Annotated in this window: 13 protein-coding genes; 9 read left to right on the top strand and 4 right to left on the bottom strand. The window is 41.6% G+C overall.

Going from position 1 to position 13,450, the window contains the following annotated elements; translation table 11 throughout:
* Window positions 1-236: 236 nt before the first annotated feature.
* From CWB60_RS19745 to rph, 3 genes are read right to left on the bottom strand one after another with little or no spacing between them, the layout of a single operon-like run.
* Entirely contained in the window at window positions 237-620 is a 384-nt protein-coding gene (locus tag CWB60_RS19745) for a diacylglycerol kinase (protein WP_004588246.1), read from the bottom strand.
* A 57-nt stretch (window positions 621-677) separates the two neighbouring features.
* The gene (gene pyrE, locus CWB60_RS19740) at window positions 678-1,322 is read right to left on the bottom strand and encodes an orotate phosphoribosyltransferase (RefSeq protein WP_004588247.1); all 645 of its coding nucleotides are present in this window, start codon (window positions 1,320-1,322) and stop codon (window positions 678-680) included.
* Window positions 1,323-1,334: 12 nt separating this feature from the next.
* Window positions 1,335-2,048, bottom strand: a complete 714-nt coding sequence (rph, locus tag CWB60_RS19735; protein ID WP_004588248.1) for a ribonuclease PH — start codon at window positions 2,046-2,048, stop codon at window positions 1,335-1,337.
* Between the two features lie 163 nt (window positions 2,049-2,211).
* On the opposite strand from rph, the gene CWB60_RS19730 reads away from it, so the two are divergent.
* The 6 genes from CWB60_RS19730 (at window position 2,212) to CWB60_RS19705 (ending at window position 8,595) form a co-directional block, all read left to right on the top strand.
* Window positions 2,212-3,072 carry a YicC/YloC family endoribonuclease gene (locus tag CWB60_RS19730; RefSeq protein ID WP_024032427.1) on the top strand — a complete coding sequence of 287 codons (861 nt, stop codon included), beginning with the start codon at window positions 2,212-2,214 and terminating at the stop codon, window positions 3,070-3,072.
* A 115-nt stretch (window positions 3,073-3,187) separates the two neighbouring features.
* Complete coding sequence (gene gmk / locus CWB60_RS19725; RefSeq protein WP_064384893.1) at window positions 3,188-3,808, top strand: guanylate kinase; 621 nt, start codon at window positions 3,188-3,190, stop codon at window positions 3,806-3,808.
* Window positions 3,809-3,922: 114 nt separating this feature from the next.
* A complete protein-coding gene (gene rpoZ / locus CWB60_RS19720; protein ID WP_004588253.1) occupies window positions 3,923-4,198 on the top strand; it encodes a DNA-directed RNA polymerase subunit omega in 276 nt (91 codons plus the stop codon).
* A 127-nt stretch (window positions 4,199-4,325) separates the two neighbouring features.
* On the top strand, window positions 4,326-6,431 hold the full coding sequence (spoT, locus tag CWB60_RS19715; protein ID WP_004588254.1) for a bifunctional GTP diphosphokinase/guanosine-3',5'-bis pyrophosphate 3'-pyrophosphohydrolase: 2,106 nt from the start codon (window positions 4,326-4,328) through the stop codon (window positions 6,429-6,431).
* Between the two features lie 12 nt (window positions 6,432-6,443).
* The gene (gene ridA / locus CWB60_RS19710) at window positions 6,444-6,836 is read left to right on the top strand and encodes a deaminase RidA (protein ID WP_004588255.1); all 393 of its coding nucleotides are present in this window, start codon (window positions 6,444-6,446) and stop codon (window positions 6,834-6,836) included.
* 151 nt (window positions 6,837-6,987) lie between these two features.
* On the top strand, window positions 6,988-8,595 hold the full coding sequence (locus CWB60_RS19705; protein ID WP_054983951.1) for a flagellar assembly protein A: 1,608 nt from the start codon (window positions 6,988-6,990) through the stop codon (window positions 8,593-8,595).
* A 24-nt stretch (window positions 8,596-8,619) separates the two neighbouring features.
* On the opposite strand, the gene asnA is transcribed toward CWB60_RS19705, so the two are convergent.
* Entirely contained in the window at window positions 8,620-9,615 is a 996-nt protein-coding gene (gene asnA, locus CWB60_RS19700) for an aspartate--ammonia ligase (protein ID WP_064384891.1), read from the bottom strand.
* Window positions 9,616-9,811: 196 nt separating this feature from the next.
* Between asnA and asnC the strand changes: the two genes are divergently transcribed.
* Genes asnC through recG form a run of 3 tightly spaced genes read left to right on the top strand, consistent with a single transcriptional unit; the run spans window position 9,812 to window position 13,139 of the window.
* Window positions 9,812-10,270: a transcriptional regulator AsnC gene (gene asnC / locus CWB60_RS19695; RefSeq protein WP_004588258.1), complete on the top strand. Its 459-nt coding sequence runs from the start codon at window positions 9,812-9,814 to the stop codon at window positions 10,268-10,270.
* A 40-nt stretch (window positions 10,271-10,310) separates the two neighbouring features.
* Entirely contained in the window at window positions 10,311-10,997 is a 687-nt protein-coding gene (trmH, locus tag CWB60_RS19690) for a tRNA (guanosine(18)-2'-O)-methyltransferase TrmH (protein WP_138579897.1), read from the top strand.
* 60 nt (window positions 10,998-11,057) lie between these two features.
* Complete coding sequence (recG, locus tag CWB60_RS19685; RefSeq protein WP_138579898.1) at window positions 11,058-13,139, top strand: ATP-dependent DNA helicase RecG; 2,082 nt, start codon at window positions 11,058-11,060, stop codon at window positions 13,137-13,139.
* Window positions 13,140-13,450 lie beyond the last annotated feature (311 nt).

Genomic DNA, 13,450 nt, shown 5'->3' with positions numbered 1-13,450 from the left:
TTTTAAAAGTAAGTTTTACTCGACTTACTAAGTAGCTCTTGCCTCGCTATGCGTTGCGCTCTGCCGTCTCAGTGGGGTCGCATTATAGGGAGATCCGAAAACAGATCAACCCTTTTTTGAAGAAAACTTGAAATAAATGACTGTTCGCTGAGTATTTGAGCTAAATGCGCTAAAAACACAACATAACTAGCACTTTATTAACATTTCAGGTGTATTAATTGGTTTATATAGAGGGTTTACTGAAATAACTTTATATACAAACTTGCACCCCACACGATCGTAAGGATCATTAATGAGAGTGTTACCGCTGCAGATCCCATATCTTTCGCACGCCCCGATAATACATGGCGCTCTGTACTTACGCGATCAGTGAGCGCTTCTATTGCTGAATTAAGTAATTCCACAATCAATATGATCAGTAATGTACTTACTAACAATGCCCAATGTAATACCGATGAAGCTAGCCAAAAAGAAATGGGTAGCAAAATAATGCTAAGTAGCAACTCTTGCCTAAAAGCCGCTTCTTCTATAAAGGCCGCTTTAAAACCAAGGTATGAACAATACGTTGCTTTAAATATACGCTTTATACCAAGGCCGTTAGGTTTAAATACATCTTTCATTATTAGCTCTATTTACTCTGGTCAAAATAAAGCCCCGCAATTGCGAGGCTTTTTTAGTTAGGCAATACCGTATTGATCTCGGTATGCTTTAACTGATGCTAAATGCTCGTCCATTGTACCTTGGCTCTCAAGGTAGCTAATAAGATCAGCTAATTTTACAATAGAGATCACTTTGGTATTAAAGTCGCGCTCAACCTCTTGAATAGCTGAAAGCTCAGCTTTGCCTTTTTCTTGGCGATCAAGTGCTATTAGTACACCACTTAGGTCTGCGCCGTTATCGGCAATGATTTCCATAGATTCACGAATTGCAGTGCCTGCGGTGATCACATCATCCACCAGCATAATTTTGCCCGTTAATGCAGAACCTACTAATGTTCCACCCTCACCATGTGCTTTTTTCTCTTTACGGTTAAAGCAATAAGGTACATCTTTATCATGGTGATCTGCCAGCGCTACTGCGGTAGTGGTTGCAATAGGAATACCTTTATAAGCTGGGCCAAATAAAACGTCGTATTCTATTGCAGCGTCTTCAAGGGCTGATGCATAAAAACGACCCAAACGTGCTAAATCACGTCCTGTATTAAAAAGGCCAGCATTAAAAAAGTATGGGCTTGTACGACCTGATTTAAGGGTAAACTCGCCAAATTTTAAAACCTGCTTTTCTAAAGCAAATTCAATAAACTCTTTTTGATAATCTTTCATTGGGGTTCTCGCTTATGCTAACGCTTGTTTTTGAACGTCAATAATTTCACGGATTGAATGTTTAGCCAGTGTAAGTAGCTCATCTAATTCGTCGAACGAGAATGGTTCGCCCTCTGCGGTACCCTGCACCTCAATAATTTTACCTGTTTCAGTTAAAATTACGTTCATATCGGTTTCGGCTTCAGAATCTTCAAGGTACTCTAAATCACTAATTGGTTGGCCTTTATAAATACCTACCGAGATAGCAGCAATCATGTGCTTAAGTGGGTTTGAGTTGATCATTCCTTTAGCGCGCATGTGAGTAAGTGCATCAACTAAAGCCACGCATGCACCACTAATAGATGCAGTACGTGTTCCGCCATCAGCTTGAATCACATCACAATCAATTGTAATGGTGTTTTCGCCAAGCGCTTTTAAATCTACTGCAGCTCTTAATGCGCGAGCAATTAAGCGTTGAATTTCCATAGTACGACCGCCTTGCTTGCCACGTGCTGCTTCACGTGCGTTACGCGTATGCGTTGAGCGCGGTAGCATACCGTATTCAGCGTTGATCCAACCTTTACCTTGGCCTTTCATAAAACGTGGTACACCTGCTTCAACCGTAGCAGTACAAAGTACTTTGGTATTACCAAACTCAACAAGTACTGAGCCTTCAGCGTGTAATGTGTAATTACGTGTAAATGATACCGGTCTAATTTGGTTAGGTGTTCTTTCGCTTGGACGCATTGACGATCCCCTTAATTCTGAATTTGCGACATTATAAGTGCATGTGCAGGTAGATGCCATGCTGATTGTAAAATATTCAGCGTAATAAATTTTCTCTAGAGGTTAAGCAGTGTTACGGTATAATCATCGCAATATTGTATTAATAAATTTTAGGAACTTATCCATGATCCACAGTATGACTGCTTATGCGCGTCGCGAAATTAAAGGCGATTGGGGCACTGGCACCTGGGAAATTCGTTCAGTAAACCAGCGCTACCTTGAAACGTTTATTCGCGCACCAGAGCAATTTCGTGGCATGGAGCCGGTAATTCGTGAGCGTTTACGTAAAAATTTGCAACGCGGTAAAGTTGAAGTATTTTTAAAGTTTGTTGCAAATCCAGCACACGTGGGTGAGCTATCAATTAATGAGTCACTTGCTGAGCAACTAATAAATAGTGCTAAATGGGTGCAGCAACAAAGCAGTGGCGACATTAACCCAGTTGATATACTGCGCTGGCCTGGCGTAATGGAAGCACAGGAGCTCGATTTAGATACCGTTAATAAAGCACTTATAGCGGGCTTTGACCAAGTAGTTGAAGATTTTAAATCAGCTCGTGGCGATGAAGGCGCAAATTTAGAAGAAATGATTGCCACTCGTCTTGATGCCATACTTGAGCAAGTTACTGTAGTAGAAAGTCACTTACCAGAAATAGCAAAGTGGCAGCGTGAAAAGCTTAATCAAAAGCTTGAAGACTTAAAAACCGACATTGACGAATCTCGCCTTGAACAAGAGCTTATTTACCTTGCGCAAAAGCAAGATGTTGCCGAAGAACTCGACCGCTTAAAATCGCACGTAAAAGAAACTAAAAAAATTCTTAATAAAGGTGGCGCCTGTGGCCGCCGTTTAGATTTTATGATGCAGGAGTTTAACCGCGAAGCAAACACCCTAGCCTCTAAGTCTATTAATAGTGATATTACTAATGCAGCTGTAGAGCTAAAAGTGCTCATTGAGCAGATGAGAGAGCAAATTCAAAATATTGAGTAATCGTACTTGTGTGCTACTTACTTGAGCACAATTAGTTAAATAAAGTACAATAGTGTCATTAAAGGCTTGGGTTATTGATTTAATCCAAGCCTGTTTATTTTAAGTAGAGAAAAACATGGCTCAAACTCGCGGAAATTTATTTATTTTATCGGCGCCTTCTGGTGCGGGTAAATCTAGCTTAATCACGGCGTTACTAAAAAAACACGCAGATATGAAAGTATCGGTCTCGCATACCACTCGAAGCCCTCGCCCTGGTGAAGAAAATGCGGTGCATTATCACTTTGTAAGCGCCGATGAATTTAAAGCATTAATTGCCAAAGATGATTTTTTTGAATGGGCGCAAGTATTCGATAATTACTACGGTACTTCAAAGCAGGCTATTGAGTCGCAGCTGAATGCCGGTATTGATGTATTTTTAGATATTGACTGGCAAGGCGCGCAGCAAGTGCGCGAAATTATGCCAAGCGTGCAAACAATTTTTATTTTGCCGCCTTCTAAAGCAGAGCTTGAGCAGCGCTTAAATAACCGAGGCCAAGATTCTGCCGAGGTCATCGCTGGGCGTATGGCTAAAGCGCAATCAGAAACATCGCACTACAATGAATATGATTATGTTGTGGTTAACGATGATTTTGAAACCGCCCTTAGCAATATTGAAACTATCGTGTTAGCGCAGCGCTTAACGTTAAAAGCCCAAGCTAGCCGTCATCACGATTTAATTACAAACTTACTTAAATAAGCCATTTATGCCCTTTACAGGGAAAACTAGTAAAAATTAACCACTGGCTATTGGCGAAACAAGCTGCTTGCAGTAAACTACGCCTTTGCTTTTAAATTATTTTGGAGTGCTGAGATGGCTCGCGTAACAGTTGAAGATGCAGTAGATGCAATTGGTAATCGTTTTGACTTAATTTTAGTTGCGGCTCGTCGTGCCCGCCAAATTGCTGTTGGTGGTAAAGACCCACTAGTAGACGCTGAAAATGACAAACCAACCGTTATCGCTCTACGTGAAATCGAAAAAGGTTTAGTTGATAGTTCATCAATGGACGTTATTGACCGTGAAGAACAACAACACCAAGAAGCAGCTGAATTAGCTGCGGTTGCTGCTATTGTTGGCGGTAATCAATAATCAACCACCCGGTTTGATTTAGTCAACGGCTCAGTATTTCTACTCTAGCCGTTGGCAATCCCCTCTTTTCATCGTATATTCTATTACTTACCGTTACTTATTGCTTCACGAGAACATTGGAGTGTGAATGTATCTTTTTGAAGGTCTTAAAAAGAAAATATCTGAATACTTGCCTGCTGCTGAAGTAGAGCTAGTGCAAAAAGCCTACGTGGTAGCCCGAGAGGCTCACGAGGGGCAAACTCGCTCAAGCGGCGAGCCGTACATTACTCACCCTGTTGAAGTAACCCAAATTCTTGCTGGCATGCACCTTGACCATGAAACACTTATGGCCGCGCTAATGCATGACGTTATTGAAGATACCGATTTTAGCCAACAGGACTTAGCCGAAATATTTGGCGATACGGTTGCCGAACTTGTTGAAGGGGTAAGTAAGCTCGATAAGCTCAGCTTTAAAGACAAGAAAGAATTCCAAGCTGAAAACTACCGAAAAATGATCATGGCTATGACCCAAGACATTCGGGTTATTTTAATTAAACTGGCCGATCGTACTCACAATATGCGTACATTAGGCGCTCTGCGCCCTGATAAGCGCCGTCGTATTGCCCGTGAAACACTTGAAATTTACGCACCTATTGCAAACCGTTTAGGTATTCACGATATTAAAAATGAGCTAGAAGATTTAGGTTTTCAGGCTTTATACCCTATGCGTCATCGCGCACTTAAATCTGAAGTGGCAAAAGCGCGAGGTAATCGCAAAGAAGTTATTTCTAATATTCAAACCGAAATAGAAGCACGTCTTGAAGAGTCTGGTATTAAGGCGACGGTTTCTGGGCGCGAAAAACACCTTTATAGCATTTATAAAAAAATGCTAAATAAAGAGCTGCTTTTTAATGAGGTAATGGATATTTACGCCTTTAGAATAAACGTAGATGCAATGGATACCTGTTATCGCGTGTTAGGTGTTGCACATAACCTGTATAAACCTATCGAAACGCGTTTTAAAGACTATATTGCCGTACCTAAAACAAATGGTTATCAGTCTTTGCATACGTCATTAGTAGGCCCACACGGTATTCCGGTAGAAATACAAGTGCGTACGCATGACATGGATCACATGGCCGATAAAGGGGTTGCTGCGCACTGGATGTATAAAAAAGCCGGTGATGGCGCGGGTAACACAGCTCAACAGCGTGCGCGTCAATGGATGCAAAGTTTGCTGGAGCTTCAGCAAAGTGCCGGCTCATCATTCGAATTTGTCGAGAACGTTAAAACCGAGCTGTTCCCAGAAGAAATATACGTATTTACCCCCGATGGCCGCATAGTAGAGTTGCCAATGGGCGCTACCGCGGTTGATTTTGCTTACGCGGTGCATACTGATGTAGGTAACACTTGTGTAGGTGCAAGGGTAAACCGTAAACCTTACCCGCTAAGCAAAGCCTTAGATACTGGGCAAAGTGTTGAAATTATTACCAGCTCGGGTGCACACCCTAATGCAACGTGGCTGAACTTTATAGTTACAGGTAAAGCCCGTTTAGGGATAAGAAACTACCTTAAGAGCCAACACCAAGAAGAAGCACTGTTATTAGGCCGGCGTTTACTCGATTCTGCCTTGGGTGAAAATAAGCTCGACAGCATTGCGGATGAAAACATAGCCCGCGTACTCGAAGAGCACGAACTATCTACAGTATTAGAATTACTGGTAGAAATAGGCGCAGGTAACTTAATGAGCGTGTTAATCGCTAAACGCTTATTGCAAGAAGAAAGCGACGACTTGTCAGATATTAGCAAACAAGCCAAAGCAACCATTATTGGTACCGAAGGCATGTTGGTTAATTATTCTAAGTGTTGCCGACCTGTACCAGGGGATGCCATCACTGCACATATTAGCCAAGGTAAAGGGCTTACCGTTCACCGCCAAGAATGTAAAAATATTCGCGGCTGGGAAAACGAACGCTCAAAATACCTGGTTGTAAAATGGGATGACAATCCAGAAAAAGAATATATAGCTGCGCTACGGGTGGAAATAATTAATCACCAAGGGGCTTTGGCTAAACTCACGAATGTTGTTGCTACAACCCAAGCCAACATTGTTGAGATCACTACCGACGAAAAAGAAAGTAATTTATATGTGATAGACTTGGGCGTTACCGTTAAAAACCGCGTCCATGTTGCTAATATTATGCGCCGCATTCGCGTGATGCCTGATGTGCAAAGAGTCTATCGTAAAAAGTAAAATAGGAAACTCATGAATAAAGCATTTATTTCTACCGAAAAAGCACCTGCTGCCATCGGCACTTATAGCCAAGCGGTTAAAGTAGGTACTGCCGTTTATTTATCTGGACAAATTCCACTTGTCCCAGAAACAATGGAAATGGTTTCAGAAGACTTTAGCGAGCAGACACATCAAGTATTTAAAAACATTACAGCGGTGTGCGAAGAAGCAGGCGGTAAAATCCAAGATCTTGTTAAAATTAATATCTACCTAACAGACTTATCAAACTTTGCCACTGTTAATGAAGTAATGAGCCAATATTTCAAGCAGCCTTATCCTGCCCGTGCAGCACTAGGTGTACGTGCTCTACCAAAAGGCGCACAAGTTGAAATTGACGGCATTATGGAACTTCCTTCAACTAATTAATAAATACAGAGCTATAAACCCCCTTTATAGCTCTATTTTTTACTGCTAGCCTTTGTTTATCGCCCTTTCTTGACTCACATGTAAATATCTAGCACTCTGTAATCATGCAATAAAATCAATCTTAACTTAAGTAGTAGAAAAGGATTAACTAGTGTTTAAGCTTGCCAATAATGGGAACGTATTACTTGATGTAAGTAAGCACGCTCCACCTAGCGCCGCTTTTATAATTGATGCACTCGAGAAGTCGACGTTTTGCGAATGCAAAATTGACCACGAGGCTATTGATAATTTTTTTAAAGCGCAAAATAATGAGCCAACCTTGGTTGTAGCAAGTAAGCACGATGCATCGCTTGTGGTAACGTTAAGTGAAGATAAAATGCAAGCCATAGGTGAGCTAACCTTAGCTTATGGTGGTAAAGTACTTTCATTAGAAGAGGGCAAAAAACAACTCATAAAAGCAGGGGTTGTTCGTGGTTACAAACAAGCTTTTTTAGAGCAGCTTTTAGATAAACAATTTAACTTACCCCCAGGTACAGTGGCAAAAGGGATTCTAGCCAAAGGCCGCCTACCAGCAGAAGGCACAGCAACAAAATTTGTAGCTATGGTAGAAACCCTCAAAGATCGCCTAAAAGCACCAAAAATGAAGGAAGATGGCAGTGTTGATATGCGCGACTTTGGTAAACTGGCAAGCGTAGAGCCCGGCACTGTACTGATCCGCCAACAACCTGCAACTCCCGGTAAAGAAGGATTCACTGTAGTAGGTGACATACTACCGGCTAAACCCGGTGAGAATAAAAAGTTAGTGGCAGGCGAAGGCGCCGAAATATCAAAAACAAATCCGCTCGAGCTTGTTTCTACAACAGCGGGAGTCCCCGTAGAAATACCTAACGGTATGCGAGTTGATGATATTTTTACCATCTCTGATGTAGATGTTAAAAGCGGCCATATTGATTTTGAAGGCAGTGTTATTGTGACTAAAAACATTGACCCAGGAATGCGAGTCACGGCAAAAGGCGACATTACTGTTTTTGGCACGGTCGAATCTGGCGAATTATCAGCCGGCGGAAACATCACTGTAAAGCAAGGCATTATTGGCCATCAAAAGCTCGAAGATAAAACTTTGTCTTGCTCTATTAAAAGTGAAGGTGATGTTCATGTATCTCACGCACAATACTGTTATATGCAAGGCAAAAACATTTTTATAGACCGCCAAGCTAGCCATTGTGCGATTAAAGCAAAACACTTATTACAAGTTGGCCAAACAGAGTTACCCAAAGGGAAAATTTTTGGTGGAGAGATTCTTGATGCAACCGTGTTAATAGCTGGCGAAATAGGCAATGAATCAGGCGCAAAAATGGCTATCAATTTAGCCGCATCCGGCGCTGAAATAACGGCCGACACAGATAACTGCTTTAAAGATTTAGCAAAAACCGATGAGCAGCTTGATACCCTTCAAGCAGCACTAGAAAAAGCAGATAAAGTAAAAGATATAGAAAAAAAGAATCTGCTCATTAAAAAAATTGGCGCAACACAGCAGCATTATTGCCAACAAGCAGAGCAGCTAGAGAAAAAGTTATCTAGCCTAGATCATGAACTCCACGACCTACTAAGCGATGCAAATCTCGTCGTTAATACATCATTACACTCAGGGGTAGAGATCCATATTTTTGATAAAGTATTAAAAACTACCCGCAACTACCCACCTTGCAATATAAACCTACAAAACAATAAAGTAGAAATAAACTTTAAAACACATTAGGGCGCATTTAGCGCCCTTTATAATTTACAGTAAGCCACTTACCGTATCGTGCGTTTGCTTTGGCCATACACCTACTTGGACTTGTCCAATATGCTGCTTTTGCAGTAATAACATTGCTAAGCGCGATTGCCCTATTCCGCCACCAATTGTTTGTGGGAAAGCCTCTTCTAGTAATGCTTTATGCCAATCGAATGCTAGGCGTTCTTCATCGCCTGTTATGCTCAATTGCGCTTTTAATACATCAGGGCTTACACGAATACCCATAGATGATATTTCAAAGGCATCTTCTAACACAGGGTTCCACACTAAAATATCGCCATTTAATCCTGTGTATCCGTCAATCGTTTGGGTAGACCAATCGTCGTAATCTGGAGCGCGTACATCATGGATTTTGCCATCACCTAATGCACCACCAATACCAATTAAAAATACCGCACCGTACTCTTGTGCAATGGCTTTTTCGCGTTGCTTTGCGCTAAATTCAGGGTACATTTTGCGTAATTGCTCACTGTGTATAAACGTGATTTCACTGGGTAAGAATGGGGCTATACCAAAGCTTTCACTTACAAACTGCTCTGTTTGCTTGATGCCAGTGTAAATGGCTTTAACTGTGTCTTGTAATGTAGAGAGCGTACGTTCAGTACGTTGGCAAATTACCTTCTCCCAGTCCCATTGATCAACATAAACAGAGTGTATTGGGCTTAATGAGTCTTCATCTGGGCGCAACGCTTTCATTTGCGTATAAATACCTTCACCTACAGAAAAGCCATAAGTCGCTAGCGTTTTACGTTTCCATTTAGCAAGCGAATGAACAACTTCATAGCTGCTATCGGTAATTGCTTTTACGTTAACAGCAACTGCATTCTCGTGGCCGCTCAGGTTATCTTGTGTGCCATCACCTACTTTGGCCAAAATAGGAGCCTGAACTTCAACTAACCCTAGTTGCAGCTCTAATTGCTGTGAAAAAAACTGCTTAACTTTACTTATTTGCTGCTGTTGCTGCACATAGTGTGAACTCATAATAATTGGCCTCATTCCCAGTTATTGTTACTTGCTTATTAATGAAAAAACGCCCTGCAGGCGCTTTTAATGAGGTTACTGTAACGATTTAAACTTTTAATTCAATAACCCATAATAAAAATAGCTTTAATATGTAAAATCGATTAATTTACACGGTATAAAAATGTAGATTCACTAATTTAAGTAAGCAAAAATAATGGAAAATTATCAAATCGATAATCTCGATAAACAGATACTTCACGCTCTAATGGCCAATGCCCGTACAGCCTACGCAGAATTAGCTAAACGGTTTGCTGTAAGTGCCGGCACAATTCACGTGCGCGTAGAAAAAATGAAACAAGCGGGCATCATTACCGGCACCCAATTAAGCATTAGTACAAAGCAACTTGGTTACGATGTATGTTGTTTTATCGGTATTAACTTAAACAACGCTCGCGACTACCCAGAAACACTGATTAAACTAGAAGCATTAGAAGAAGTAGTTGAAGCTTATTACACCACGGGTAACTACAGCATTTTTATAAAGGTAATGGCCAAGTCTATCGACCATCTGCAAGACGTGCTCATTAATAAAATACAAGCTATAGAGGCGATTCAATCAACCGAGACCTTAATCTCTTTGCAAAATCCAATTAGCCGCACAGTAATGCCTTAATAGATAAAATTACGTATAATTATCAAAAAAGAGGATCACCATGCAGCAAAATCGCTACCAACGAATAAAAGACGTGCTCTCACGTCGCCAAACAGACTTAACGGTCTGCCTAGAAGACGTACATAAACATCATAATCTCTCAGCTATTGTAAGAAGTGCTGATGCAGTAGGTTGCCATCATGTGCATGCTGTATGGCCAGAAAACCAAAAATGGCTGACCAATAATACTTCTGGTGGCAGTAAAAACTGGCTAGAAACACACCTGCATAAAAATATTGATGATGCTGCTGCAATGATGCGAAAGCACAACCCAGATGTACAAATATTAGCAACACACTTGAGCGAAGATGCTGTAGATTTTAGAGAAATCGATTACACAAAACCCACAGCTATAATCGTTGGCCAAGAAAAAACGGGGATTTCTGAGCGCGCGCTAGAACACGCCGATCAAAACATTATTATTCCTATGCAAGGCATGGTGCAGTCACTTAATGTATCAGTAGCTGCTGCGCTTATTTTATTTGAAGCACAACAGCAACGAGAAAAAGCAGGGCTATATAAGCGCGATATGCTAAGTGAAGAGATTAAACACCCTATGTATTTTGAAGGGTATCACCCTGTTATTGCTAAGCAATGTAGATTAAAAAACCTACCTTACCCACCACTCGATGAAGAAGGTGAAATAGTCGCTAACGAGCAGTTTTGGCAAGCTTTAAAACATGCTTGATGCTTAGCAAACCTGTGAGTACACTTAACTCATTCACAAATAAACAGATTTGAGCCTACATTGTCTAAACCTAGCTTAAGCCAATACCCTATCACAGAACTTAAAGGGGTAGGCCCAAAAATGGCCGAACGCCTACAAAAGCTAGGTATAGCTACCGTGCAAGATATGCTCTTTCATTTGCCTTTACGCTATGAAGATCGTACCCGTATTTATGCTATTAACGATGTTACTTTGCACAGCCACTGCACTGTTGAGGCAACAATAGAAACAAGCCAAGTGACCTTTGGTAAACGGCGTATGTTAGTGGTGCAAATAAACGATGGTACAGGTAGGCTTACTTTACGGTTTTTTAATTTTACAGCAGCGCAAAAAAACGCATTTAGCAGTGGCAAAATAATCCGTTGCTTTGGTGAAGTAAGACGCGGGCGCGTTGGTTTTGAAATGAGCCACCCAGAATACAGCATTAGCGATACCCCAAACGAGCAACCAACCGCCGCAACACTAACCCCCGTGTATTCAACCACCGAAGGCTTAAAACAATTATCAATTAGAGCGTTAAGTGAACAAGCCATCGATTTATTACATAAGTATTCTGTTGAAGAGCTTATCCCTGAAAAATGGCAACCCTCACATATGCAATTAAGTGACGCTTTATTGCTACTTCATCGCCCTGCGAATGATGTTGACATTATTTCGCTTGAACAAGGCATGCATCCGGCACAACAACGCTTAGTATTTGAAGAGCTACTTGCCCAAAACTTAAGCTTATTAAAAGTACGCGAGCAAGGGGAGCAAGTAAGTGCAGTTTCCCTAAGTCCTACAAATACATTAGAGAGCCAATTTTTAGCGCAACTCCCTTTTGCACCGACTAATGCACAAAATAGAGTTGTAGCCGAAATAAAAGGGGATTTACAGCATGCCTACCCCATGATGCGATTAGTACAAGGTGATGTAGGCTCAGGTAAAACACTGGTCGCAGCATTAAGTGCATTAACAGCAATAGCACAAGGTTTTCAAGTTGCCCTGATGGCACCTACAGAAATCCTTTCTGAACAACACGGAATAAATTTCAAGCAATGGTTTGAAAGTCTTGGGATTAACGTTGCCTGGCTAGGCGGTAAAACTAAAGGAAAAGAGCGTACTAATACACTTGAAAAAATCGCCTCAGGGGAAGCGCAAATGATAGTGGGCACCCACGCCCTATTTCAAGACGAGGTAAAATTTAATAACTTAGTATTGATTATCATAGATGAGCAACATCGCTTTGGTGTTCATCAACGCCTCTCACTGCGTGAGAAAGGCAAGTTTGGTAATTGTTACCCTCATCAGTTAGTCATGACCGCAACCCCCATTCCGCGTACATTGGCTATGACGGCCTATGCCGATTTAGAAACCTCAGTGATAGATGAGTTACCACCTGGGCGCACACCTATAACCACCGTTGCTATTCCTGATACACGCCGAGACGATATAATAAACCGTGTTAAGCTTGCCTGTAATGAACAAGGCAGACAGGTTTATTGGGTATGTACCCTCATTGACGAATCAGAAGCCCTACAATGCCAAGCAGCTGAAGACAGCGCATTACAATTAAAAGAGGCGTTGCCAGAGCTTAATGTCGGGCTCGTTCATGGCCGTATGAAAGCCGCTGAAAAACAAGCGATCATGAGCGACTTTAAAGCAGGCAATATTCACGTACTTGTTGCAACAACAGTAATAGAAGTAGGTGTAGACGTACCTAATGCCAGTTTAATTATCATAGAAAATCCTGAGCGCTTAGGATTAGCACAATTACATCAATTACGCGGGCGCGTAGGACGAGGAGCCACCGGTTCGCATTGCGTACTGTTATATCACGCCCCTCTTTCTCACACAGCTCAAAAACGTTTAGGTGTATTAAGAGACAGTAACGATGGCTTTGTCATCGCAGAGCGAGATTTAGAAATACGTGGGCCAGGTGAAGTGCTCGGCACTAAACAAACTGGCTTAGCAGAATTTAAAATAGCGGATCTTACTCGAGATAAACACACGTTAAATCAAGTCAGGCCCATTGCACAACAAATGCTAAAGCAAAACCCCGACCTTATAGACCCTTTAATTCATCGCTGGCTAGGTAATAAATCTAACTACGCACAAGCATAATTACGCTAAAGTACTCGTAAAGCTCGCTGCTGAAACGCTATATTTACCCTACAGATGTGTGATGAGCCTTATCCACGGGTTTCGTGATACTCAACCCACGCTACGGAGGTTGTGTTGACTGTGCGAATAGGAGACTGTGCGAATAATATCTGGAATGTATTTTTACTTTTCTGTAGACGTAAAAAAGCCCGGCTCTTTCGAGTCGGGCTTTCTTGTATTTTGAGCCTGGCAATGTCCTACTTTCACATAGCAAATGCTACACTATCATCGGCTCTGTTTCTGTTCACTACTGAGTTCGGCATGGGGTCAGT

The organism is Pseudoalteromonas sp. S327 (assembly GCF_005886415.1).
GTDB lineage: Bacteria > Pseudomonadota > Gammaproteobacteria > Enterobacterales > Alteromonadaceae > Pseudoalteromonas > Pseudoalteromonas atlantica.
Note: the sequence above shows the minus strand (reverse complement) of the source record. Positions and strands in the feature narration are given on the sequence as shown.

Excerpts from the sequence above, each read along its gene's own strand:
- trmH (WP_138579897.1), top strand. The coding sequence starts at position 10,311 with ATGCAGCAAAATCGCTACCAACGAATAAAAGACGTGCTCTCACGTCGC.
- asnA (WP_064384891.1), bottom strand. The coding sequence starts at position 9,615 with ATGAGTTCACACTATGTGCAGCAACAGCAGCAAATAAGTAAAGTTAAG.
- CWB60_RS19730 (WP_024032427.1), top strand. The coding sequence starts at position 2,212 with ATGATCCACAGTATGACTGCTTATGCGCGTCGCGAAATTAAAGGCGAT.
- asnC (WP_004588258.1), top strand. The coding sequence starts at position 9,812 with ATGGAAAATTATCAAATCGATAATCTCGATAAACAGATACTTCACGCT.
- spoT (WP_004588254.1), top strand. The coding sequence starts at position 4,326 with ATGTATCTTTTTGAAGGTCTTAAAAAGAAAATATCTGAATACTTGCCT.
- pyrE (WP_004588247.1), bottom strand. The coding sequence starts at position 1,322 with ATGAAAGATTATCAAAAAGAGTTTATTGAATTTGCTTTAGAAAAGCAG.
- gmk (WP_064384893.1), top strand. The coding sequence starts at position 3,188 with ATGGCTCAAACTCGCGGAAATTTATTTATTTTATCGGCGCCTTCTGGT.
- rph (WP_004588248.1), bottom strand. The coding sequence starts at position 2,048 with ATGCGTCCAAGCGAAAGAACACCTAACCAAATTAGACCGGTATCATTT.
- CWB60_RS19745 (WP_004588246.1), bottom strand. The coding sequence starts at position 620 with ATGAAAGATGTATTTAAACCTAACGGCCTTGGTATAAAGCGTATATTT.
- ridA (WP_004588255.1), top strand. The coding sequence starts at position 6,444 with ATGAATAAAGCATTTATTTCTACCGAAAAAGCACCTGCTGCCATCGGC.
- rpoZ (WP_004588253.1), top strand. The coding sequence starts at position 3,923 with ATGGCTCGCGTAACAGTTGAAGATGCAGTAGATGCAATTGGTAATCGT.